Raw genomic sequence first — 22,838 nt, 5'->3', positions numbered from 1 at the left:
TCAGTCAGTTGGAGGGTCAGACCCACCTGCAGCGTCACCACATCACATCCTCACTGTCAGTTGGGAGCGGGTCACCTGATCCACCTCGACCCGCAGGTCGACCCGGTCGAGCAGGGGCCCGGAGAGCCGCGCCTGGTAGCGGCGGATGGCAGAGGGCGGGCATTCGCAGGCCGAGCCGCGCTCCGAGAAGCGGCCGCAGGGGCAGGGGTTCGCGGCCAGGACCATCAGGAACCGCGCGGGGAACCGCACCACCCCCGCGCTCCTCGCGATGACCACGTGCCCGGACTCCAGGGGCTGGCGCAGCGCGTCAAGGACCCGGCTGCCGAACTCGGGCGTCTCGTCGAGGAACAGCACCCCTCGGTGGGCGAGCGACACCGCGCCCGGGCGGGCGACCCCCTGTCCGCCACCGACGAGTGCCTGCATGGTCGCCGAGTGGTGCGGGGCGCAGTAGGGCGCCACGTCGACGAGGGGCTTGCCCGGTGGCAGCAGTCCCGCGACGGAGTGGACGGCCGTCACTTCGAGGGACTCGCCCCGGCTGAGCCGCGGCAGGATCGCGGGCAGCCGCTCGGCGAGCATGGTCTTGCCGGCCCCAGGCGGCCCCTGCAAGAACAGGTGGTGACCGCCGGCCGCCGCGACCTCCACCCCGGCCCTGGCGGAGAGCTGGCCGACGACGTCGGCGAGGTCATGTCCCTGCTCGTAGGGAGTGGCGCCCATGCCGTGCATCCCCGTGGAGGCTCCCGTGCCGGGCATGCGCAGGCCGGCCAGCAGCGGATCCGGCCTGCCGTGCTGGTCGGGATCCTCCTCGGGCACCGGTTCGTCGGCGAGCACGGCGATGAGCTGCCTGAGGCTGCGGACCCCGAGCACCGAGATCCCGGGCACCAGGGAGGCCTCGGCCGCCGCGCACTCAGGGACGACCACCTGCTCGTAGCCCGCGTCCGCGGCGGCCAGCACGGCGGGCAGGACACCGCGCACGGGCCGCACCCGCCCGTCCAGGCCGAGTTCGCCGATCATCACGATGTCGCAGAGGACGCGGGGATCGATGCGCTCCGAGGCCCCGAGCACCGCGCAGGCGACCGCCAGGTCGAAGCCGCTGCCGCCCTTGGGCACCGAGGCCGGGCTGAGCCCCACCGTCAGCTTCTTCTGGGGCCACTCGCCCCCGGAGTTGACCACGGCCGCCCTGACCCGGTCCCTGCTCTCCGTGAGGCTCTTGTCGGGCAGCCCGACCAGCGTGAACGCCGCGACGCCGGGCTCCAGGTCGGCCTGGACCTCCACGACCACGCCCTCCACCCCGACGAGGGCCACCGAGCACGTGCGCGCGAACCCCATCAGGCCGCCCCCCTCACGTGCTCGACGACGGGGGCGCCGCGGGCGGGCACCAGTACACCCACGACATCGATGCGGACACCGCCCGGTGGGGCTCCTCCGTGCTCCTGGAGCCAGCGCTCGGCGAGGCCGCGCAGCCGGGCCGCCTTGACGGGTGTGACCGCGGCCATCGGATGCTCGAACGCCGACGACCTGCGGGTCTTGACCTCGCAGACGACCAGCGCGTCCCCGTCGCGGGCCACGATGTCGATCTCTCCGGCCCTGCCCGAGCGCCAGTTGCGCCGCAGGACCGTCATTCCGGACTCGGTCAGCCGGCGCGCTGCCAGCTCCTCGCCGTACCTGCCGAGTGCACGGCGTGCTTGGGACGTACTCATGTCGGCACCACCTCCGGCACCAACACTGAGCCCGCCACGGACCCTTAGTGGATCTTGGTGGACGGCCGCTCGGTTGTGGACAACTCAGTCACCCGTACGAGCGGCCCTCCGCGGCCTCTCAGCTGCTCGGGAGTTCGAGGTCGCTCTTGTTCAGCTCCTCGATGTTCACGTCCTTGAACGTGAGCACCCGCACCTGCTTCACGAACCGGGCGGGCCGGTACATGTCCCACACCCAGGCATCCGCCATGGACACCTCGAAAAACACCTCACCCTGGACGGAGTGGACCTGCATCTCGTAGTCGTTGGTGAGGTAGAAGCGCCGTTCGGTCTCGATCACATATTTGAACAGACCGACGACATCGCGGTACTCCCGGTAGAGCTTCAGCTCCATCTCGGTCTCGTACTTCTCGAGGTCCTCGGCGCTCATGGCATGTTCCCCTTCAGCCGTGCGTCCCCCTATTGTGCGCCAGCCCCGCGAACCCCTAGACGATTTCCGTGTCGAGAGTCTCGGGCCCGGCCGGGGGCCCTTCGTCGAGCAGCCTGCGCAGCAACTCGGCGAGTTTGGTCGGATACACCGTCTCATGTGCCTGGTTGAGTTCCTGGCACGTCCACCAGCGCGCTCCGGCGACACTGCGCCGTTCCAGCTCGGTCAACCCGCGCGCCTCGATGGCGGTCTGCGTCGTACGGGCCAGGTAGTACCACTCGTCCTGGTCCCAGCGGCGTCCGGCGAAGGGGAACGAACAGGTCCGCCGCCACAGCACCGGGCCCAGGTCGACCTCGGTGATGCCGGTCTCCTCCGCGAGTTCCCGCAGTGCGGCCTCCTCGCGCGTCTCGTCGCCCTCCACGCCGCCGCCCGGGGTGAACCACCAGTCGTCCGAGGCGTCCTCCGGCTCGTGGCCGTGCAGCAGGAGGATGCGGTCCCGCGGATCGAGCAGCACGACCCGTGCGACCCTCCGCAGCTCGCCGAGCCCGCCGACGACACCCGCGCCCGACGGCTCTGCGCCACCCCGGGCACCCGCACCCGACAGCCCGGCTCCGCCCCGGGCGTCCGGGCCCGACGACGCAGCGCCACCCTGGGTGCCAGCGCCAGCGTCCGCGCCCGACGGCCCCGTGCCACCTCGCGCGTCCGCGCCCGACGACCCGCCCGAACCGCGCGGCTCCGCACCCGACGGACCGCCCGAGCCTTCGGCCCGTACGCCGCCCGCCTCAGCCGGCAAGGGCCTGCTCCTTCGCCGCGGTGCGGCCCCGCCGCCGTCCCGCGCGCTGGGCGATCGGCCCGTACGCGGCCCCGCCGAGGACGAGTACCGCTCCCGCCACGACGGCCGTGAGGACCAGGCGCAGGGGACCGGGCTCGGAGATGCCGCCGAGCTCCTCGAAGCCGGTGGGGCGGGCCAGCATGCCGTTCATGGGCCAGGCCACCGCGTCGACCCGGGCGCTGACGGAGCCGCGCGGCACGGTGCCGCTGCCGGCCTCCGTGAGGTGAGCGGTGGAGTCGAGGGAGCCGCTGCGCTCGTCGCCCAGCAGGAAGAGCCGGCCCTCGGGGACCTTCACCGAGGGGATGCTGCCCGACTCGGCCTCGCTGCCCTCGGGCAGATACGGCTCGTCGATCTTCTTGCCGTTGACGGTCAGCTTTCCGTCGGTGCAGCAGGCGACGGTGTCGCCGCCGACCGCGACGACGCGCTTGACCATGGGGAGGTTGCCCCAGCTGGCCTGCTTGAAGACGACCACGTCACCGCGTTCGACCTCGGAGCCGTCGATGCGCTCGGCGAGCACCCGGTCGCCGCCCGCGATGGTCGGCGACATCGAGTCGGTGGGCACGGTGTAGGGCTGGTAGACGACCGCGCCCCAGGCGAATCCGCCGAGGAAGAGGACACAGCCGAGGGCCACGGCCAGTCCCGACAGCACGCTGCCGAGCCGTCCGTGGCCCTCGTCCGTACGATCTGTCCTGCTCATCCCAGTGCTCCTCCAACTCGGAGAATCGACCCCGCGGCCCAGGTGCGGGCCACGCAAGATCGGCGATCTGGGACGGCACCCTACCCGGCGGTACCCGACCCAGAAACCCTGTCGTTCCCGATCGTGAGGCGACGCCTGCGCCAGAACACCAGCGGCACCGCTCCCGCGAGGGCCAGCGCGCCCGGCGCCGCGGCGGCGCTGAGGTCCTGGTCGAAGGTGTCCGGGATCGGCAGCGTGGACCAGCGGGTGGGCGGCCAGGCGACCACGACGGCACGGCCCACGACGTTGTCCACGGGGACCATGCCCTGGTACTTGTCCTGCTGGTGGTAGCGGGAGTCCAGCGAGTTCTGCCGGTGGTCGCCCATGACCCAGATTTTGCCTTCGGGAACCTTCACCTTGAACTGCCCGCCGCCGTCGTCCACCGTGCACGGGGTGTTCCCCGGGTACAGGAAGGACTGCTCGTTGAGGGCCTTTCCGTTGACCTTCAGCGGTCCGGTGCCCTTGCACTCGACGGTGTCGCCGCCGACGCCGATGACCCTCTTGATGAGGTCCTTCTCCTCGGCGGACGGCATCAGGCCGATCCAGCTGAGCGCCTTCTGGATGGCGTTCGGGTTCGGAGTGGGCTCGCCCGCCAGCCAGTTGTCGGGGTCGTGGAACACGACGACCTCGCCGCGCTCGGGCTCCGAGCCGAACCACGGCGTGAGCTTGTCGACGAGGACCCGGTCACCCTGCTGGAGGGTGTTCTGCATCGAGTCCGAGGGGATCGAGAAAGCCTGGACCAGGAACGTCTTGATCAGCAGCGCGAGAACCAGCGCGATGCCGATGAGCAGCGGGAGCTCCTTCCAGAAGGACCGCTGCTTCTTCGGCGCCGAGTCGGCGCCGTCCCCGTCCCGCCCGCGACGGCCGCCCCGCCCGTCGCCGCCCTCGTCGTCATGACCGGAGTCGCCCCCGGTCGGTGCCGCGTTCGCCGCGGCCGGGGGGGCCGGCTCCCCGGATCGCTCCGGCCGCTCCTCCGGGCCCTCTTGTCCGGACCGTGCGCCGACCGCCAATTCCCCCACATCCACTCCTTACTCCGTGCCGCCGCCCGCGCCGGATGCGACGCAGGCTCACCACTCCCATAACGAGCGGGAGTTCCGCAGGGCTCGGGAGGGGGATCAATCCGTATCGATCCGCGGGGGCCACCCTATGCGACGCGCCGAGGGCGTCGACCGACCCGCCTGGCGCGTCGGGTACGGAGGCGTACGTGTCGGGTTCCTTGAGCCGGCTCCAGTGGCCGATGGGCCAGGCGATGACCATGGCGCGGCCCACGACCTCGTCCTCGGAGACCGTCCCGTTGTAGCTCTCGGTGCGGTGGAAGCGCGAGTCGGCCGAGTTGGCCCGGTGGTCGCCCATCACCCACAGGCGGCCCTCGGGCACCTTGACCTCGAACCCGAAGGACGAGGGCTTGTTGCCCGGGTGGATGTAGGCCTCGTCGAGCGGCATGCCGTTGACGGTCACACGGCCCTGGGGGTCGCAGCACTTGACGGTGTCGCCGCCCACCGCGACGACCCTCTTGATCAGGTCCTTCTCGTTGTCGGAGGGCAGCAGGCCGATGAAGGTGAGTCCTTCCTTGACCTGCTTGACGACGATCGGGTCCTCCTTCTTCGCCGTCGGCTGCTCGTCCTCCAGCCACCCGCCGGGGTCCTTGAAGACGACGACGTCGCCGCGCTCGGGCTTCGAGCCGAACCACGGCGTGAGCTTGTCGACCAGGACCCGGTCGCCGATCCGGATCGTCTGCTCCATGGAGCCCGACGGGATCACGAAGGCCTGGACCAGGAAGGTCTTGAGGACGAGCGCTATCAGCAGGGCCACGCCGATCAGGAGCGGTATCTCCTTGATCGCGGAACGCTGGCGGCGCCGTTTGACCTTGCGGGCGAGTTTGCGCCGCTCGACCCGGCCCTGCACCAGGGCCCCGCCGGTGCGCCTGCTGCCCGTGGGCAGGAGGTCCTCGGCCGCGCTGCGGGCGCTGCGGGGCTTGCCGCGGTTACCCATGGACACCGTCCGCGGTCGAGGGGCCGTGCACCGGCAGCGGGCCCGCGGCGACGGGCCCGGTCCTGACGTGCCCGGCTCTGCGCTCAGCGGCGGCACGGGGCGGCCCGCCCTCCGGGCCCGCTCCAGCGTCATTGGCCGGAAAACGCCCCCGAGCGGACCTGACGGGTCCGGGCGTCGCAGCCAGGGGCGGACGGCTCCCGGTCCACAGGGCGCCCTCGCCCCCGCCGTACTCCGGCAGGGACGGGTCGGCCGCGCGGGCGTGGGCCTGCGCCCGCTCCACCCCGGTCCAGTGCTCCGCGGGCCACACGATCCAGTCGGCCCGGCCGACCACGCGGCCGACCGGGATCATCCCGCCGCCCGGGGAGCCCAGATGATCACGGGAGTCGCTGGAGTCGCCGCGGTGGTCACCGAGGACGAACAGGGTGCCGTCCGGCACGAGGACGTCGAAGGACGCCTCCGACGGTTCGTCCCCCGGGTACAGGAACGTCGATTCGTCGACGGACCGGCCGTTCACCTCGATCCTCCCCTGCCTGTCGCAGCACACCACATGGTCTCCCCCCACGCCGACCACACGTTTGATGTAGTCGGCGTCGCCGAAGTAACCGGTGCCGTCGAACACGACGACGTCACCGCGCCTCGGCTCAGCACCGAAACGGTACGCCAACCTATTTACGAGAACGCGGTCCCCGATCCTCAATCCGGGCTCCATCGAGCCGCTGGGAATCTGGAACGGCTGGATCACGAACTGGCTGAGGAGCAGCAGGAAGACCAGGCAGATCAGCACGGTCAGGCTGAACCGGCCGCCCGGCAGCCAGTCCGCGGCGCGGGCCACCAACGCGAAACGCGACCGTTCCTCCGCCCCCGCCGTGTCCGAGTTCTCCTCGGGCAGGGCGGGCTGGGAGGAGCGGTCGCGCTCCGTGTGCTGTGCTTCGGCGTCCATGTGGGCCAGATGCTATCCGGCCCTCATGAGGACCCGGTGCGAGCTCAGTTGTCGCGCTTCTCCTTGATCTTCGCGGCCTTGCCGCGCAGCTCACGGAGGTAGTACAGCTTGGCGCGACGCACGTCACCGCGGGTCACGAGCTCGATCTTCTCGACGATCGGGGTGTGCACCGGGAACGTGCGCTCGACGCCGACGGAGAACGAGACCTTGCGGACCGTGAAGGTCTCGCGGACACCGGCGCCCTGGCGGCGGATGACTACGCCCTTGAACTGCTGCACACGGGAGCGGTTGCCCTCGATGACGCGGACGTGGACGTTGACGGTGTCACCCGGGCGGAAGGCCGGGACGTCGCTGCGCAGCGACGCGGAGTCGACGGAGTCGAGCAGGTGGGCCATGATCGTCTGCTTTCTTCGGCGATGCCACAGGTCATCGACGGAAGTAGGTGTTCCGAAGGTGGGCTGTCCATGTCGGGGCGGGCGTCGTGTCCCCCTGTGGCAGGGGCGCACGCCGGACGACGTACAGCAGCCGCCTATTCTTCCACGGCCTCCGGCCTGCGCCAAAATCGGCCGTCCGGCGCGGGCTGCCAGCCGAGGATCGAGAGCATCTCCCGGTCCTTCTTGTCGAAGGCGGCGGAGTCGCAGCGCTCGATGAGGTCCGGCCGGTTGGCCGCCGTGCGCTTCAGCGCCTCGTCGCGGCGCCAGCGGGCGATCCTGCCGTGGTGGCCGCTGAGCAGCACGTCGGGGATGTCCCGGCCGCGCCACTCGGGCGGTTTGGTGTAGACGGGCCCCTCGAGCAGGTTCGCCATGGCTCCCGGCGCGAAGGAGTCGTCCCGGTGCGACTCGGCGTTGCCGAGGACTCCGGGCAGCAGCCGGGCCACGGCCTCCGTGACGACCAGGACGGCCGCCTCGCCGCCGGCGAGCACGTAGTCGCCGATGGAGACCTCGTACACGGGCATACGAGTCGCGTACTCGTCGACGACCCGGCGGTCGATGCCCTCGTAGCGGGCGGGCGCGAAGACCAGCCAGGGGCGCTCGGACAGTTCGACGGCGAGTTCCTGGGTGAAGGGGCGCCCGCTGGGGGTGGGGACGACGAGCGCGGGCCCGTGGGAACCGGTGTCGTAGCCGTCCGCGAGGACCGAGTCCAGGGCGTCGCCCCAGGGGTCCGTCTTCATGACCATGCCGGGCCCGCCGCCGTACGGGGTGTCGTCGACCGTGTTGTGCCGGTCGTACGTCCACTCGCGCAGGTCGTGCACGTGCACGTTCAGCTGCCCGCGCGCGCGGGCCTTGCCGACGAGGGAGACGTTCAGGGGTTCCAGGTACTCGGGGAAGATCGTGACGACGTCGAGCCGCATCACGCCTCGCCCCTGGCGGACGCGCCGCCGGTGCCCTCGGCCGCGTCCGCGTCGCTCCCCGGGGCGGTGGCGTCCTCGCCGCTGCCGTCGTCGTCCCTGGCGGACGCGACGACGGCGCGGTCGTCGATCAGCCCGGGCGGCGGGTCGATGACCGCGCGCTGCTCCTGGAGGTCGATCTCGACGACGATCTCCTCGACGAACGGGATCAGCACCTCGGTGCCGTCGGCCCGCTCCACGACGAAGAGGTCCTGCGAGGGCAGGTGCGAGATCTCGGTGATCCGTCCGACCTCCACCCCGTCCGCGGTGACGACGTCCAGGTCCATGAGCTGGTGGTCGTAGTACTCGTCCGGGTCCTCGGGTGCCGCGTCAGGGTCGACGTCGGCGATGAGCAGGGTGTTGCGCAGCGCCTCGGCGGCGTTGCGGTCCCGCACGCCCGCGAAGCGCAGGAGGAGGCGGCCGCTGTGCACCCGCCCGGTCTCGATGGTCAGCGGACCGGCCGAGGCGGGGTCCGTGGCCAGGACGGCACCGGGCGCGAGCCGCAGCTCCGGCTCGTCGGTGCGTACCTCGACGGTGACCTCGCCCTTGATGCCATGGGCACGGCCCACCCGCGCGACTACCAACTGCACTTTGCTTGATCTCCTGTCGTGTGCCTACGGCATTGCCTCGTAGACGACTACGGGCCGGGGACGGCCCAAAGGCCCTCCCCGGCCCGAGCCGGTGCTGCGTTTTACGTCAGCGGACGTGGTCCACGTCGACGAGGTCGACACGGACGCCGCGGCCGCCGATGGCGCCCACGACGGTGCGCAGGGCACGCGCGGTGCGGCCGTTGCGGCCGATCACCTTACCGAGGTCGTCGGGGTGGACCCGGACCTCGAGAACGCGCCCGCGGCGCAGGTTGCGCGAGGCGACCTGCACATCGTCCGGGTTGTCGACGATGCCCTTCACGAGGTGCTCGAGAGCGTCCTCGAGCATGCTCAGGCCTCGGTCGACGCGGACTCGGCGGCAGCCTCGTCCTTCTTCTCAGCCTTCTTCTTCTGGGTGATGGCCTCACCCTTGCCCTCGTCGTCGCCGCCAAGGGCGTCGAACAGCGGGCGGGCGGCCTTCGGCTCGGCGACGAGCAGCGGAGCCGGGGCGGGAAGGCCCTTGAACTTCTGCCAGTCGCCGGTCAGCTTGAGGATGGCGAGCACGGGCTCGGTCGGCTGCGCGCCGACACCCAGCCAGTACTGCGCGCGGTCGGTGTCGACCTCGATGCGCGAGGGGTTCTGCACCGGGTGGTACAGGCCGATCTCCTCGATGGCCCGGCCGTCACGGCGGGTACGGGAGTCGGCGACGACGATGCGGTAGTGAGGCGAACGGATCTTGCCCAGACGCTTCAGCTTGATCTTGACTGCCACGGAAGTGGTGTCTCCTGGTCTTGACGTGGTTGGGCACGGCGAATTGCCGCGTGGGGTTGCGGTACCCGAGTGCCCGATGGACGCGTCAGCCGGAGGAGAGAGGGGTCCTGGTCGGCTGTCGAGTACAGCCGCCCATTCTGCCACACCCGGACGGGGGCCTCGAACCGGGCGGCCGGCACCCGCCACCGGCACGACCTGCCCGCCGGACGGGTGAAGCCGTCGGGGGGCGCCACCGCGCAACCCGGCACCCACGAGATGCCGCTGCGCTCCCTGGCACCACCCCGGCGGCCACGCGTGCCCGCCGCTGCGGCTGTCGCCTGCTCAGCCCGCTGCCGCGCCGACCACCTCCGGGATGCGGAACGGCTTCCCGCACCCTCCGCACACGATCGGCGCCTGGGCGAGGACCGAGGGGACGACGCGGACATTGCGCCCGCAGTCGCAGACGGCCTTCACCCGCACGCCCCCTCCGGAGGAGCCGTGCCTGGCCGCCGGGCCGCGGAAGCTGCGGCTCGTGTCCTCGGCGGTCGCGGCGGAGTGCGCCTTGAGGGCGCGCTGCAGCCGTTCGATCGTCGGGCGGTAGCGGCGCTTGGCCTCGGGATTGAGCGTGACCAGCGAGAAGCCGCTGCTGGGATGCGGCTCCTCGGGGTGGTCCAGGCCCAGCTCCTCGGCGATCGCCAGGAATCTGCGGTTGTGGTACCGGCCGGCGCGCGAGGTGTCGCGGACACCTCGGGCGGCGGCGATGCCGTGGACTGCCTCGTGAAGCAGTCGTTCGAAGGAGAGCTCGTGCCCGCAGGCGGACGACGACTCTCCGATCAGGGACTCTGGCGCGGCAAGATCGGGCAGCTCGGAGTGGTGCCGCTGAATGTCGGCCCACGCCCCTGCCAGCTCTGCGGCGAGAACAGGTGGTGTCGTGCTCACGTAATGACAACGAGCCTGGGTGCCTCTGTGTTCCTATTCCGGGGCATCCCAAATAATTTGCACGTACCCGTCAGTTGGCACTGATGCGTCCTGACGAGGGCGGGTGCGCTGATCTGCGGAGAAGCCTCACAGCTCCTACCAAGGCGGTACGTAGGGATACGTACGATCCGGCCCGTAGACGGTGTCCACCGTCCGGGGCACCTGGGGCCGCCGCGCGCGCAAGTGGTGTTTCGGTCCTTCTCGCCGCGGAATGCCCGGGCCCGGTGGGAGCGGGGCCACGACGGCGACGTTACCCGGTGCCCCGGCGGCCGCGGGCACCGACCCGCACTCCGCGACCGGACGCCTTCCATGTGCCGTGCGCGAGGCGGGCCCGGACGGCCCCGCGGACGGACCCGCCCCGGGGAGAGAAGCCGGAGAGCCGGGAGGGGCGGGAGAGCTGCGGGTGGGAAGCGGGCCGACGCCGTTCGCCGGGTAGGACGCACGGGCCGCGCGGCCCGGTTCCCCGCCGCCGCGGCGGCCGCCCGCGGGGCGTGCGACCTGGGCGGGGACACCCTCGCGCACGGGTACGGCAGCCGGCGCGGACCTTGGCCGGAACCACTCCCTCCTCCCGGCTGGCGCGGCCGGCGGCCCGTTCGCCCCCGGTCGCGTGCGCGGCGGCCACCGGCTGTCATCGCCGTACGGCGCGTTCAGGCCATCCGCCCGCACCGGCCCGCCCCCGCAAGCGGCCGCCCTCCGGCGTCTCCGGCGGCCGGCCGCCGCCGCGCGGGACGGCCGCGGGACCCGGCCGGGCCGCTGCTCGCGCGGGGCCCGCGGTCCAGGTCCCGGCACCGGCACGGGGGGTCGCGGGCCCGGCCGCGACCCCCCGGCGCCCTCCTCGTGACGCGGCGGTACGGCCCCAGGTTGCCGGGATGTGAAATCTCGCGGCGTACGCCCCTGGCGCGCAAGCCGGGCTCCGTAACCCCTGGACGTCACGACGAGCGCGGAGTTTCCTGGCATACGGGGGGAGTGCCGACGCACTGCACGGGGGCGGATGAACGGGGCACGGAGACAACTCTCGGCGGATTGGGGCGCTTTCGATGACACCTACGCTCGTGCGGCATCACCTACCTCACCCCGGGGCGGCGCCCCGGGTGGATCCGTGGGCACGCGCACGTGACTGGGCGGAAATCCAGGAGCGGATGCTCGTTCCGCTGTACGAAGCCGTCTACGAGCGGCTCGAAGTCGGCTCCTCGACCAGGCTGTTGGGGCTCGGCTGCGGATCGGGGCTCGCCCTGCTGATGGCGGCGTCACGGGGCGCCGAGGTCACGGGGGTCGAGTCCGCCGCGCGCGAGCGGCTGGCCCTGGCGCGCGAGCGGTTACTGCCCGAGGCGTGGGGCACGCGCCCGGGCGGCCGTGCCCGGCTGGTGGCCGGGGGCCCGGCGGACGTCACGGACCCGGGGAGGGCCCGCTACAACCTGGTGACCGCGTTCGAGCCGATCGGATGCGTGAGCGGGGACGCCGAGGCCCTCGACAGCTCGCTCGCGGCGGCGACCCGGCTCGTCGGGCACGGGGTTCCCGTGGTCCTCGCGGGCTGGGGACCCCCTGAGCGCTGCGCCACGTCGGCCGTGCTGCGGGCCGCGACGAAGCCGGACGACGAACCGCTGCGCGGGGAGTCCGGACCGCGCACCGCGCTGCGGGACGACCTGGAGGAGGCCGCGAGGCGAGCCGGTCTGCGGCCCGACGGATCGGGGCGCGTCGCGTGCCCCTTCGGGTACGCCGACATGGACAACGCCGTACGGGGACTGCTGTCGACCGGTCTCTTCGATCCGGCCGCAGCGGCGACGGACCCCGTCCAGGTCGACAAGGAACTGCGGGAGGCGCTGAATCCGTACGAGCGGCGCGACGGGACGGTCTGGATGCCGAACGTGTTCCGCTACCTGATCGCCCGTACGGCCTGAGGCACGGGCCGCTTCCAGGGCCCGTGCCCGCCCGCCCCTTCGACACGCCTCCGGGGCCGGACTCCGCCGTGCGGGAGTCCGGCCCCGGAGGGAGGAGAAGGTGAGCGGAGGAAGGCGCGTGCCGCGGTCCGGGGACCGTCAGCCCATGAACTTCTTGAACTCGTCCGGGAGTTCGAAGTCCTGCGGCTGCTGGCCGCCCGGCAGCCCGAAGGCGCCGCCGGCCTGGCCCGCCGCCTCGCGGCGCGCCGCGGCCTCCTCCTCCTGCTGCTTGCGCTTCATGGGGTTGCCGGAGCGCTGCTTGCCCTTGGCCTGCTTCGGCTGCTTCTTGGTCCGGCCGGGACCGCCGCCCATGCCCGGCATCCCGGGCATCCCCGGCATCCCGCCGCCCTGGGCCATGCGGGACATCATCTTGCGGGCCTCGAAGAAGCGCTCGACCAGGCCCTTGACCGCGCTGACCTCGACACCGGAGCCCTTGGCGATACGGGCGCGCCGCGAACCGTTGATGATCGTCGGGTCCTGGCGCTCGACCGGGGTCATCGACTTGATGATGGCGGCCGTGCGGTCGACGTCACGCTCGTCGAGGTTGTTGATCTGGTCCTTGATCTGGCCCATGCCCGGAAGCATGCCGAGCAGCTTGGAGATGGAGCCCATCTTCCTGACCTGCTCCATCTGGGCCAGGAAGTCGTCGAGCGTGAAGTCCTGGCCCTTCTTGGAGGCCAGCTTCTCGGCCATCTTCTCGGCCTCTTGCTGCGAGAAGGTCTGCTCGGCCTTCTCGATCAGCGTCAGCATGTCGCCCATGCCGAGGATGCGGGACGCCATGCGGTCCGGGTGGAACGCGTCGAAGTCGTCCAGCTTCTCGCCGTTGGAGGCGAACATGATCTGGCGGCCGGTCACGTGCGCGACGGACAGGGCCGCGCCGCCGCGGGCGTCGCCGTCGAGCTTGGACAGGACCACGCCGTCGAAGCCGACGCCGTCGCGGAACGCCTCGGCGGTGTTGACCGCGTCCTGGCCGACCATCGCGTCGACGACGAAGAGGATCTCGTCCGGCGAGACCGCGTCACGGATGTCGGCGGCCTGCTGCATCAGTTCCTGGTCGATACCGAGCCGGCCGGCGGTGTCGACGATGACGACGTCGTACTGCTTCTGCTTCGCGTACTCGATCGAGTCCTTGGCGACCTGGACCGGGTCCCCGACACCGTTGCCGGGCTGGGGGGCGTAGACGCCCACACCCGCGCGCTCGGCGACGACGCTCAGCTGGTTCACGGCGTTGGGCCGCTGGAGGTCGCAGGCGACCAGCAGCGGGGCGTGGCCCTGGCCCTGGAGCCACTTGCCGAGCTTTCCGGCGAGCGTGGTCTTACCGGCGCCCTGGAGACCCGCGAGCATGATCACCGTCGGCGGCTGCTTGGCGAAGCGCAGCCGGCGGGTCTCGCCGCCGAGGATGCCGACGAGCTCCTCGTTGACGATCTTGATGACCTGCTGGGCGGGGTTGAGCGCGTGCGACACCTCGGACCCGAGGGCCCGCTCCTTGACCTGCTTGATGAAGGCCCGAACCACCGGCAGCGCGACATCCGCTTCCAGCAGGGCGATACGGATCTCGCGCGCGGTGGCGTCGATGTCCGCCTCGGACAGGCGCCCCTTGCCGCGGAGGTTCTTGAATGTCGCTGCGAGGCGATCGGAGAGAGTGTCGAACACGGCGGTCGCGAATCCTCAAGTCGGGGGAAGGCGGGCAGGTCGCCCTCCAGGGTATCCGGCCGCGCCCGGAAGGGTATCCACCCTGTTCCCACAGAGCCGGACGACCGCTCCCTGCCGTCCCCTCCTCCCGCGGCCCGGAGCCGGACGCGGAGGGGCGGCGGGGGCCGCGGCCTGGAGCCGGCCGGGCTCCCGGAACGCGCCCGCGCGGACGCCGTGCGTTCACGCCGGTCCCGCCCGGGAACGCCCCCGCGCGGACGCCGCCCGGAACCCGGCACCTGCGGCGGAGGGCCGGGCCGGCGGTCGCGGGCCGCGCGCTCAGCGCCGCAGCGTCTCCTCCAGCGCGCGGGCCACGGAGACGGCCTGCTCCCCCGGCAGCGGCGCACCCTCGGGGTCCGTGACGTAGAACGCGTCGACCGCGTTGGCACCCAGCGTGGAGACGTGCGCGCTGCGCACCCGTACGCGCGCGTCCTCCAGCGCGCGCCCGATCCGGTGCAGCAGCCCGGGGGCGTCGTGGGCCCGCACCTCGATGACCGTGGCGAGCCTGGATCCGGCGGAGGCCACCGTCACCCGGGCCGGCGGCGCGACGATGCCCCGCCTGCGCGGATAGGCGGCGTCCCGTTCGGCGAGCCGGCCCGCGATGTCGAGGGAGCCGTCCAGCGCGCGTACGAGATCGGCGCGCAGCCGGGCGGCCTGGGGCAGCGACCCGTACTCCGCGGCCACCCGCCAGTCGAGCAGGAGGACCGGGCCGCGGACGGCGTCGGGCAGGCCGTCCAGGGCCCGCAGTTCCGCCGTGCGCACGGTGAGCCGGTGCATCGCGAGGACTCCCGCGACCGCGGGCAGGACCCCCTCCTGGTCCGGCACCGCGATGAGCAGTTCGACGCCGAGGGGCTCCGGGTCGCCGGACGGCTCCTCGTCGGAGGGCGGTTCGGTCTGGGCGCGCAGCGCGAGCACGGGACCGCCGGTGCGTACGGCCTCGATCGCGAGCCGTTCCTGCTCGGCGGTGGGCGCCGCGGCCTCGGGCTCCTCCGGCGCGTCCCCGGCGAGGACGGCGGAGACCCGCTTGACGAGGTCGGCTACGAGGGAGCCGCGCCACGAGGACCACGCGGCGGGGCCGGTGGCCAGCGCGTCCGCCTCGGTGAGCGCGTGCAGCAGTTCCAGCGTCCCCTGCGAGCCGACGGCCTCGGCGACCGAGCGCACGGTGGCCGGGTCCTCCAGATCGCGCCGGGTCGCCGTCTCGACGAGCAGCAGGTGATGGCGTACGAGCGTGGCGAGCACGGCCACGTCCGCGCGGTCGAAGCCGATCCGGGCCGCCACGTCCCGGGCGATGATCTCGCCGGCCACGGAGTGGTCGCCCGGCCAGCCCTTGCCGATGTCGTGCAGCAGGGCCGCGACCAGGAGGAGGTCGGGGCGGTGCACGCGGCGGGTGAAGTCGGAGGCGCGGACTGCCGTCTCGATGAGGTGGCGGTCGACGGTCCAGATGTGCACGGCGTTGCGCTGCGGGCGGCAGCGGACGCGCTCCCAGTCGGGCAGCAGCCGGGTGATCAGCCCCTCCGCCTCCAGCGCCTCCCAGACGTCGACGGTCGACGGGCCGGAACCGAGGAGGGTGACGAGCTGCTCGCGGGCCTCGGCCGGCCAGGGGGTGGGCAGCGGCCGGACCGCGGCCGCCATGCGGCGCACGGCGTGCAGCGACAGCGGCAGCCCCGCCTGGGCCGCCGCGGCGGCGGCGCGCAGCGGCAGTACGGGATCGCGCTCGGGGCGGGCCGCGCGGGCGAGCCCGACCTCGCCGTCCTGCTCGACGACGCCCTCGGCCAGCGGGGAGCGCTCGGCGGTCGGTTTGCCGCCGCCCAGCATGGCGCGCAGCCGCGGCCGTACGGCACGCGACCGCAGCACGCGGCCCACCTCGCGCCACGTGACATCACTGGCGTACGAGACGACGCGGGCCGACTCGTACACCTGGCGCAGCAGGGTGTCGGCGTCCAGCAGGCCGAGTTCGGCGGCGACCTGGTCCTGCTCCTGGAGGGAGAGGCGGTCGGTGGCGCGGCCGGTGGCGAGGTGCAGGGCGTCCCGGACGTCGAGGAGGCGTCTGCGCGCGTCGGCGAGGCCCTCGCGCGGGGCGTCGGCCAGCCAGGAGGCGGCGACGGCGCGCAGCGCGGTGGCGTCCCTGAGTCCGCCGCGCGCCTCCTTCAGGTCGGGTTCGAGGAGGTACTGGAGCTCGCCCTGCCGTTCGGCGCGCTCGGCGCACAGCTCCTGGAGTTCGGGGAGGCGCTTGGGCGCCTGGTTGCGCCAGTCCGCGAGGACGGCCGTACGCAGTCCCGCGGTGAGGCCGAGGTCGCCCGCGACATGGCGGGCGTCGAGCAGGCCGAGCTGGACCTTGAGGTCCTCGCCGGCCGTCCTGCGGGCCTCGGCGGGCGTGCGGACGGAGTGGTCGAGGGCCAGGCCGAGGTCCCAGACCGGGTACCAGACGCGGTCGGCGAGCGAGGCCACCGCGCCGGGGTCGGCGCTGCCGTCGTGCAGGAGCAGCAGGTCGAGGTCGCTGCGCGGGGAGAGTTCGCCGCGGCCGTAGCCGCCGACGGCGACGAGCGAGACGCCGCGCAGTGCCCCGGCGCCCGCGTCGAAGAGGCCGGACAGCCAGTCGTCGGTCAGTCCGGCGAGGGCGGCACGGCGCGGCGGCCCGGACCGCGCCCCCTCCTGGAGGAGGCGCAGCCGGGCCGCCGCGTAGCCGCTGGGTCCCGAGTCCTCTGCTTCGGCACGCACATCCGTACTCGTCACCCAGTGGCTCCTGTTCGGTTGCTGACTACAGCGCGTCGGGGCCGCGCTCGCCGGTCCGGACCCGGACCGCCGTCTCGACCGGGACGGACCAGACCTTGCCGTCCCCGATCTTGCCGGTCCGGGCGGCCTTCACGATCACGTCGAGCAGCTGCTCGGCGTCGTCGTCCTCGACCAGTACCTCTATGCGGATCTTCGGGACCAGGTCGACCGTGTACTCGGCGCCGCGGTAGACCTCGGTGTGTCCCCGCTGCCGACCGTAGCCGCTGGCCTCGGTCACCGTCAGACCGTGGACCCCGAAGGCCTGCAGGGCCTCCTTGATCTCGTCGAGCCGGTGGGGCTTCACGACGGCGGTGATGAGCTTCATGCGTCCACCTTCTTCGTCTTCGCGTCCACGACCGGGGCCGGAACGGTGGTCCGGGCCGCGCCGCCGCCGGCGCCGCTGAAGTCGTATGCGGTCTCGGCGTGCTCCGCCTGGTCGATGCCCGCGATCTCGTCGTCCTCGGAGACCCGCATGCCGATCGTCCTGTCGATCAGGAAGGCGAGGACCGCGGAGGCGACCAGGGAGTAGGCGAGGACGGCGAAGACGCCGGCGCACTGCTTCCAGAACTGGTCGAGGCCGCCGCCGTAGAAGAGGCCCGCCACGTCGGACTGGCCGCCGCCGGTGGCGAAGAAGCCGATGAGCAGGGAGCCCGCGACACCGCCGACCAGGTGGACGCCGACCACGTCGAGCGAGTCGTCGTAGCCGAACTTGTACTTCAGGCCCACGGCCATGGCGCACAGGAGGCCGGCGATGGCACCGACCGCGATCGCGCCGAGCGGGGACACGGCACCACCGGACGGGGTGATCGCGACCAGTCCGGCGACCGCGCCGGAGGCGGCGCCGAGGGTGGTGAACGCGCCGTGCCGGATCTTCTCGTAGGCGAGCCAGGCCAGCATGGCGGCGGCGGTGGCGACCTGCGTGTTGACGAACATCAGCGCGCCGACGCCGTCGTCGTTGCCGAGCCAGGAGCCGGCGTTGAACCCGAACCAGCCGAACCACAGCAGACCGGCGCCGAGCATGACCAGCGGCAGGCTGTGCGGGCGCATCGGGTCCTTCTTGAAGCCGACGCGCTTGCCGATCACGAGGATCACACCGAGCGCCGCAGCACCCGCGTTGATGTGGACCGCCGTACCGCCGGCGAAGTCGATGACTCCGAGCTCGAAGGCCCAGCCGCCGGCGCCCCACACCCAGTGCGCGACCGGGAAGTAGACGACCGTGGCCCACAGGGCGACGAACAGCGCCCAGGCCGAGAACTTGACGCGGTCCGCGACCGCGCCGCTGATCAGGGCCGGCGTGATGATCGCGAACATCAGCTGGAAGACGGCGAAGACGTAGACGGGGATGGTGTAGCCGTCCCACAGTTCCGTCAGGCCGATCCCGCTCAGGCCGACATAGTCCGAGGACCAGCCGATGACGCTGCCCGAGTCGGTGCCGAAGGCGAGCGAGAAGCCATAGAGCACCCAGAGGATGGTGACGATCCCCATGCTGATGAAGCTCATCATGAGCATGTTCAGGGTGCTCTTGACCCGGACCATGCCTCCGTAGAAGAAGGCGAGACCGGGGGTCATGATCAGCACCAGGGCGGAGCAGATGAGCATGAATCCGGTGTTGGCGGCAGACAGCGTGGGAGCGTCTGCGGCAAGCGTGATGGCTGGTGCCATCGGCGTCTCCTCGTCGTTGGTACGGCCCCGTGCGGGCGAAGCCATGAGCGGTTGTGAGGGGTGGGCCGGTTATGCGCCAGAGATTGGCGCAGCGCCGTTTCGACCGGCGCCCCTCGATGTTTCGCCGCAGTGACGAAGAGGCCTCGCGTGTTACGCCTCGATGAACTGCCGGATACCGGTTGCGGCGATCGGTGTCGTGCCGCAGCCTTCGGCGGTTTTCAGCGCGTCCATCATGGGGCGGACCACGACAAATCGCCGCCCGACGCGCTCATGTCCTGCCGGAACGGACACACGCGGGGCATGGAACCGGCCACGGCCGTCCGTCCGATGACCTGGCATGGGGGAGCCGAGTCGGGCTGTCGAGGACGGGGGCCGCGGCCGGGGTGAGGGGGTCAGACCGCCTCGGCGGTCTCCGGCAGGTCGACGGCGAGCTGCGCGGTGAGGTCGACGACGGCGGCGAGATCACCGAAATCGCGTACGGCCGTGTCGACGGTCTTTCGGATACGAGTGTTGACCCGTTCGGAGCGCACCTTCTTGGCGATCGTGAGGGCCTTGCGCACGAGGACCGCGCTCTGCTCCGGCTCCCGCCTCAGCAGGTGCACCGTGCCCATGCCGACGAGGTTGAGCGCGTACGACCGCTGGTGCTCCTTGTCCTTCTCGAAGAGGTCCACGGCCTGCTGCATCACCGGTTCGGCCAGCGAGGCGTACGTGGGGCTGCGGCCGGCGACATAGGCGAGGTCGCGGAAGGAGTGGGAGTTCTCGCCGTGCAGCTCGGCCTCGGAGAAGAAGCGGATCCAGTCGGGCTCGGGCTCGTCGAACTCGACGGCGTCCTCGAAGGTGTCCTCCGCCATCCGGACGGCCCGCTTGCACTTGCCCGGCTGCCCCATGTTCGCGTAGGCGCGGGCCTCCATCGCATACAGCATGGACTGGGTGCGCGGGCTCGCGCAGTCGCGGCTCCCGTACTGCGCGAGGTGGATGAGTTCGAGCGCGTCGTCCGGCCGTCCCAGATGGATCATCTGACGGCTCATGCTGGAGAGGATGTACGAGCCGAGCGGCTTGTCCGCGGCCTCCTTGGCGGCGTGGAGGGCGAGGACGAAGTACTTCTGGGCGGTGGGCTGGAGCCCGATGTCGTAGCTCATCCAGCCCGCCAGCTCGGCCAGTTCGGCGGCGACCTTGAACAGCCGCCTCGTGGTGGACTCCGACTGGGGCTCCTGGAGCAGGTCGGTGACCTCGTGCAGCTGGCCGACGACCGCCTTGCGGCGCAGGCCCCCGCCGCACTGGGCGTCCCACTGGCGGAACATGACGGTGGTGGACTCCAGCAGGTCCAGCTCCGGCTGCGAGAGCCGGCCGGGGCGGCGGGAGGCGGCCGCCGTCTCGGGCTCGTCCCTGGGCGCGGTGGGGCCCGGCACCAGCCAGCGCTGCATGGGCTCGATGAGCGTGGGCCCGGCGGAGAGCGCCAGCGACGTGCCGAGGAAGCCCCGCCGGGCCAGCATGAGGTCGCTGCGCGAGAACTCGCTGATCAGGGCGACGGTCTGCGGGCCGGTCCAGGGCAGGTCGACACCCGACACGGACGGTGACTGGTGCGCGGCCCGCAGCCCGAGGTCCTCGACGGCGACGACACAGCCGAAGCGCTCGGAGAACAGCTCGGACAGGATGCGCGGGATCGGCTCGCGCGGATTCTCCCCGTCCAGCCAGCGGCGCACACGCGAGGTGTCCGTCGAGATGTGGTTGGCACCCAACTGACGGGCCCTGCGGTTCACTTGCCGAGCCAGCTCGCCCTTGGACCAGCCACTGCGCACGAACCACGAGCCGAGCAGCTCATTGGGGCGCTTCTCAGCGTTCGTCCCGCCTCCGCCGTTGCCGCCCACTGGAACGCCCCCATCCCTGAACCCACTTGTGCGCTGTGTGCGCCAAGCCCTACCAGAATGCCCCTGCACGCGGCCGCCGTCCGCCTGTTCTCACCCATCGAACGAGAAGGCGGGTTGCCCCCGGCATACCCACGAGTGCATGCGTTCCCAGGACCTGTGCACACACGGTAATCCTACGATCACTGCTCCAGCCATGGCGATCCCGGAAACGCCACCATTCGCCACCCCTTCGAATGAACTCCCGTCGACCCGTTCGCGATTCACTTGACACATGACGGCCAGGGGCGGGCGGAGCGATGCACTTCGGGGCGCGCGAGGCCGGGCTCACCACCCGCGGCACAACCAGGCGCCGCACGGACCGCGGCACGCGGGGAACAGAGAGTCACGTTCTGATTCCGTTGCGTAACCACCGGGGCACCGGACCCGTTGGAGGGGGCATGGACTTCACCATCGGCGGCATCCGCGAAATCCGTTCCGGCTCGCGCCGCCGCGGCCGCTCCTCGGAGTGCACCGCCGTCGCCGAGTTCACCGGACTGTGGGGCTGGGACGTGGTGCCCGGCGCCCGGGCGGCCTCGGGGACCTGCTCCTGCGGCCGGAGCGACTGCCCCGCTCCCGGCGCGCACCCGCTGGACTTCGCCCCCGTCGTCCCGGCCGGCGCCACGCTCGACGAGGCGACCGGCGCGTGGAGCCGCTTCCCGGGCGCGGCGGTGATGCTCCCGGTGGGCGGCGCGTTCGACGTGATCGAGGTCGCCGAGTCCGCCGGACGCCGCGCCCTGGTCCGGCTGGAGCGCATGGGCCTGCCGCTGGGTCCCGTCTCCGTCACCCCCGACGGCCGCGCGCACTTCTTCGTCGCCCCCGGTGCCGCCTCGCAACTGCCCGAGCTGCTCTACCGCATGGGCTGGGACGACGCCTCGCTCGACCTGCGCGCGCTGGGCCCCGGAACCCACATCACGGCGCCGCCCTCCGACCGCGGCGGCCTCGGGCCGGTCCGCTGGCTCCGCTCCCCCGCGCTCGACTCGGCCACCAGGCCGCCCGCGGCACGACTGCTGCTGGGGACGCTGGCCTACGTGGCGCACCGCTCGCGCGTCTGAGCCGCGGGACAGCGGCGCGTCCGAGCCGCGGGACGGCGGTACCGCTCGCGCGTCCGAGCCGCCGCCGGACGGCCGCACGCGCAGAGGCGTCCGACGGCGCCCCGCAGGGAGGCCGGGACGCGCGCACCGGCCGGACGGCCCACGAAGAAGGGCCCCACACCGTATGCACCATGGTGTGGGGCCCTCCTCGCAGCCCTTGCGTCCTCGCGGGTGCGGGTGTCACTCGCCGATAAGGGCATCCACGAACGCTTCCGGCTCGAAGGGCGCCAGGTCGTCCGCGCCCTCGCCCAGGCCGACCAGCTTGACGGGTACGCCCAGCTCGCGCTGGACCGCGATGACGATGCCGCCCTTGGCCGTGCCGTCGAGCTTGGTCAGCACGATGCCGGTGATGTCGACGACCTCGGCGAACACGCGCGCCTGGACCAGGCCGTTCTGGCCGGTGGTGGCGTCCAGGACGAGCAGCACCTCGTCGAGCGGGGCGTGCTTCTCGACGACCCGCTTGACCTTGCCCAGTTCGTCCATGAGCCCGGTCTTGGTGTGCAGCCGGCCCGCGGTGTCGATCAGGACGACGTCGGCGCCCTCCTGGATGCCCTCCTTGACCGCGTCGAACGCGATCGAGGCGGGGTCGCCGCCCTCGGGGCCCCGTACGGTACGGGCGCCCACGCGCTCGCCCCAGGTCTGCAACTGGTCCGCGGCGGCGGCACGGAAGGTGTCGGCCGCGCCGAGCAGGACGTGCTTGCCGTCGGCGACCAGCACCCGGGCGAGCTTGCCGGTGGTGGTGGTCTTGCCGGTGCCGTTGACTCCGACGACCATCACGATGCCCGGGGTGTCCAGCGGGGACTCGGTGTGCACGGTGCGGTCGAAGTCGGGCACGAGCAGGGTGAGGAGTTCCTCGCGCAGCAGGGTGCGCAGCTCCTCCGGCGTGCGGGTGCCGAGCACCCGTACGCGCTCGCGCAGCCGTTCGACCAGTTCCTGGGTGGGCTGCACGCCGACGTCGGCGGTGAGGAGCGTGTCCTCGATCTCCTCCCAGGTGTCCTCGTCGAGGTGCTCGCGCGACAGGAGCGTGAGCAGCCCCTTGCCGAGCGCGTTCTGCGAGCGGGAGAGCCGGGTGCGCAGGCGTACCAGACGGCCGGCGGTCGGCTCCGGGATCTCGACCTCGGGTGCGGCCGGCGGCTCCTCGACGACGACCGGGGCGGTCGCCGAGGCGTCCGGGAGATCCACCTCCTCTATCGTGCGGCGCGTTTCGTCGCGCGGCGTCTCGGCCTCGTCGCCGACGTGCGGCTCGGCCGGCGGAGCCGTGATGTCGGGGGCGGCGGGGGGCGGCGGGGGCAGCTGCTTGCGCCTGCGGCTGCCGATGACGAGCCCGCCGAGCGCGCCGATGACGACCACGGCGATGACTACAGCAAGGATGACGATTTCCATAACGGCACCAGTATGCGCGACCTCCCACCCGGTCGTTCGTCGGCTGCGCGGGCCGTGCGGCGCGGCGCGTCCGG

At 72.2% G+C, this 22,838-nt stretch carries 20 protein-coding genes and 2 pseudogenes; 2 read left to right on the top strand and 20 right to left on the bottom strand.

Going from position 1 to position 22,838, the window contains the following annotated elements; all coding sequences use genetic code 11:
• Window positions 1-48 precede the first annotated feature (48 nt).
• The 14 genes and pseudogenes from IE265_RS22375 to IE265_RS22310 all read right to left on the bottom strand — a co-directional run.
• Window positions 49-1,326 (bottom strand): annotated as a pseudogene (locus tag IE265_RS22375) (YifB family Mg chelatase-like AAA ATPase); the annotation flags it as partial.
• Window positions 1,326-1,697, bottom strand: coding sequence for a YraN family protein (locus tag IE265_RS22370; RefSeq protein ID WP_190037432.1), 372 nt, complete (start codon window positions 1,695-1,697; stop codon window positions 1,326-1,328). The pseudogene IE265_RS22375 and the gene IE265_RS22370, both read right to left, overlap by 1 nt.
• 118 nt (window positions 1,698-1,815) lie before the next feature.
• Window positions 1,816-2,124, bottom strand: a complete 309-nt coding sequence (locus IE265_RS22365; RefSeq protein WP_055510545.1) for a DUF2469 domain-containing protein — start codon at window positions 2,122-2,124, stop codon at window positions 1,816-1,818.
• Between the two features lie 55 nt (window positions 2,125-2,179).
• A complete protein-coding gene (locus IE265_RS22360) occupies window positions 2,180-2,656 on the bottom strand; it encodes an NUDIX hydrolase (protein WP_190037442.1) in 477 nt (158 codons plus the stop codon).
• 247 nt (window positions 2,657-2,903) lie between these two features.
• Window positions 2,904-3,650, bottom strand: a complete 747-nt coding sequence (gene lepB, locus IE265_RS22355) for a signal peptidase I (RefSeq protein ID WP_190037431.1) — start codon at window positions 3,648-3,650, stop codon at window positions 2,904-2,906.
• Between the two features lie 80 nt (window positions 3,651-3,730).
• On the bottom strand, window positions 3,731-4,699 hold the full coding sequence (gene lepB, locus IE265_RS22350) for a signal peptidase I (protein WP_229916391.1): 969 nt from the start codon (window positions 4,697-4,699) through the stop codon (window positions 3,731-3,733).
• Window positions 4,581-5,681 carry a signal peptidase I gene (lepB, locus tag IE265_RS22345; RefSeq protein ID WP_229916389.1) on the bottom strand — a complete coding sequence of 367 codons (1,101 nt, stop codon included), beginning with the start codon at window positions 5,679-5,681 and terminating at the stop codon, window positions 4,581-4,583. Before lepB (IE265_RS22345) ends, lepB (IE265_RS22350) begins: the two co-directional genes overlap by 119 nt.
• Window positions 5,682-5,892: 211 nt before the next feature.
• Window positions 5,893-6,621 (bottom strand): annotated as a pseudogene (lepB, locus tag IE265_RS22340) (signal peptidase I); the annotation flags it as partial.
• A gap of 44 nt (window positions 6,622-6,665) precedes the next feature.
• Window positions 6,666-7,016, bottom strand: a complete 351-nt coding sequence (gene rplS / locus IE265_RS22335; RefSeq protein ID WP_190037429.1) for a 50S ribosomal protein L19 — start codon at window positions 7,014-7,016, stop codon at window positions 6,666-6,668.
• A 134-nt stretch (window positions 7,017-7,150) separates the two neighbouring features.
• Window positions 7,151-7,972: a tRNA (guanosine(37)-N1)-methyltransferase TrmD gene (gene trmD, locus IE265_RS22330; RefSeq protein WP_190037441.1), complete on the bottom strand. Its 822-nt coding sequence runs from the start codon at window positions 7,970-7,972 to the stop codon at window positions 7,151-7,153.
• Window positions 7,972-8,598 carry a ribosome maturation factor RimM gene (rimM, locus tag IE265_RS22325; RefSeq protein WP_190037428.1) on the bottom strand — a complete coding sequence of 209 codons (627 nt, stop codon included), beginning with the start codon at window positions 8,596-8,598 and terminating at the stop codon, window positions 7,972-7,974. Before rimM ends, trmD begins: the two co-directional genes overlap by 1 nt.
• Before the next feature lie 106 nt (window positions 8,599-8,704).
• A complete protein-coding gene (locus IE265_RS22320; protein WP_190037427.1) occupies window positions 8,705-8,944 on the bottom strand; it encodes an RNA-binding protein in 240 nt (79 codons plus the stop codon).
• 2 nt (window positions 8,945-8,946) lie between these two features.
• A complete protein-coding gene (rpsP, locus tag IE265_RS22315; protein WP_190037426.1) occupies window positions 8,947-9,366 on the bottom strand; it encodes a 30S ribosomal protein S16 in 420 nt (139 codons plus the stop codon).
• 321 nt (window positions 9,367-9,687) lie between these two features.
• Window positions 9,688-10,284: a hypothetical protein gene (locus IE265_RS22310; RefSeq protein WP_190037425.1), complete on the bottom strand. Its 597-nt coding sequence runs from the start codon at window positions 10,282-10,284 to the stop codon at window positions 9,688-9,690.
• Window positions 10,285-11,360: 1,076 nt separating this feature from the next.
• Here IE265_RS22310 and IE265_RS22305 point away from each other — a divergent pair.
• Window positions 11,361-12,221: an SAM-dependent methyltransferase gene (locus tag IE265_RS22305; RefSeq protein WP_190037424.1), complete on the top strand. Its 861-nt coding sequence runs from the start codon at window positions 11,361-11,363 to the stop codon at window positions 12,219-12,221.
• Between the two features lie 138 nt (window positions 12,222-12,359).
• Here IE265_RS22305 and ffh read toward each other — a convergent pair whose 3' ends face one another.
• The 5 genes from ffh to nsdA form a co-directional block, all read right to left on the bottom strand.
• On the bottom strand, window positions 12,360-13,913 hold the full coding sequence (gene ffh, locus IE265_RS22300; RefSeq protein ID WP_190037423.1) for a signal recognition particle protein: 1,554 nt from the start codon (window positions 13,911-13,913) through the stop codon (window positions 12,360-12,362).
• A gap of 315 nt (window positions 13,914-14,228) precedes the next feature.
• On the bottom strand, window positions 14,229-16,682 hold the full coding sequence (locus tag IE265_RS22295; protein WP_190037422.1) for a [protein-PII] uridylyltransferase: 2,454 nt from the start codon (window positions 16,680-16,682) through the stop codon (window positions 14,229-14,231).
• Between the two features lie 25 nt (window positions 16,683-16,707).
• On the bottom strand, window positions 16,708-17,046 hold the full coding sequence (locus tag IE265_RS22290; RefSeq protein WP_055510557.1) for a P-II family nitrogen regulator: 339 nt from the start codon (window positions 17,044-17,046) through the stop codon (window positions 16,708-16,710).
• Window positions 17,043-18,383 carry an ammonium transporter gene (locus IE265_RS22285; RefSeq protein WP_190037421.1) on the bottom strand — a complete coding sequence of 447 codons (1,341 nt, stop codon included), beginning with the start codon at window positions 18,381-18,383 and terminating at the stop codon, window positions 17,043-17,045. Before IE265_RS22285 ends, IE265_RS22290 begins: the two co-directional genes overlap by 4 nt.
• Window positions 18,384-18,775: 392 nt before the next feature.
• On the bottom strand, window positions 18,776-20,251 hold the full coding sequence (gene nsdA / locus IE265_RS22280; protein WP_190037420.1) for a transcriptional repressor NsdA: 1,476 nt from the start codon (window positions 20,249-20,251) through the stop codon (window positions 18,776-18,778).
• Between the two features lie 437 nt (window positions 20,252-20,688).
• Here nsdA and IE265_RS22275 point away from each other — a divergent pair, with 437 nt between their 5' ends.
• Complete coding sequence (locus tag IE265_RS22275; protein WP_190037419.1) at window positions 20,689-21,342, top strand: bifunctional DNA primase/polymerase; 654 nt, start codon at window positions 20,689-20,691, stop codon at window positions 21,340-21,342.
• A gap of 219 nt (window positions 21,343-21,561) precedes the next feature.
• Here IE265_RS22275 and ftsY read toward each other — a convergent pair whose 3' ends face one another.
• The gene (ftsY, locus tag IE265_RS22270; protein WP_190037418.1) at window positions 21,562-22,764 is read right to left on the bottom strand and encodes a signal recognition particle-docking protein FtsY; all 1,203 of its coding nucleotides are present in this window, start codon (window positions 22,762-22,764) and stop codon (window positions 21,562-21,564) included.
• Window positions 22,765-22,838 lie beyond the last annotated feature (74 nt).

It is taken from the genome of Streptomyces fructofermentans, from assembly GCF_014651055.1.
GTDB classification, from domain to species: Bacteria; Actinomycetota; Actinomycetes; order Streptomycetales; family Streptomycetaceae; genus Streptomyces; species Streptomyces fructofermentans.
The sequence above is the reverse complement of the archived record's forward strand: the minus strand, read 5'-3'. Positions and strand labels throughout refer to the sequence as shown.

Excerpts from the sequence above, each read along its gene's own strand:
- IE265_RS22370 (WP_190037432.1), bottom strand. The coding sequence starts at position 1,697 with ATGAGTACGTCCCAAGCACGCCGTGCACTCGGCAGGTACGGCGAGGAG.
- IE265_RS22365 (WP_055510545.1), bottom strand. The coding sequence starts at position 2,124 with ATGAGCGCCGAGGACCTCGAGAAGTACGAGACCGAGATGGAGCTGAAG.
- lepB (WP_190037431.1), bottom strand. The coding sequence starts at position 3,650 with ATGAGCAGGACAGATCGTACGGACGAGGGCCACGGACGGCTCGGCAGC.
- lepB (WP_229916389.1), bottom strand. The coding sequence starts at position 5,681 with ATGGGTAACCGCGGCAAGCCCCGCAGCGCCCGCAGCGCGGCCGAGGAC.
- rplS (WP_190037429.1), bottom strand. The coding sequence starts at position 7,016 with ATGGCCCACCTGCTCGACTCCGTCGACTCCGCGTCGCTGCGCAGCGAC.
- trmD (WP_190037441.1), bottom strand. The coding sequence starts at position 7,972 with ATGCGGCTCGACGTCGTCACGATCTTCCCCGAGTACCTGGAACCCCTG.
- IE265_RS22320 (WP_190037427.1), bottom strand. The coding sequence starts at position 8,944 with ATGCTCGAGGACGCTCTCGAGCACCTCGTGAAGGGCATCGTCGACAAC.
- IE265_RS22305 (WP_190037424.1), top strand. The coding sequence starts at position 11,361 with ATGACACCTACGCTCGTGCGGCATCACCTACCTCACCCCGGGGCGGCG.
- IE265_RS22290 (WP_055510557.1), bottom strand. The coding sequence starts at position 17,046 with ATGAAGCTCATCACCGCCGTCGTGAAGCCCCACCGGCTCGACGAGATC.
- IE265_RS22285 (WP_190037421.1), bottom strand. The coding sequence starts at position 18,383 with ATGGCACCAGCCATCACGCTTGCCGCAGACGCTCCCACGCTGTCTGCC.
- IE265_RS22275 (WP_190037419.1), top strand. The coding sequence starts at position 20,689 with ATGGACTTCACCATCGGCGGCATCCGCGAAATCCGTTCCGGCTCGCGC.
- ftsY (WP_190037418.1), bottom strand. The coding sequence starts at position 22,764 with ATGGAAATCGTCATCCTTGCTGTAGTCATCGCCGTGGTCGTCATCGGC.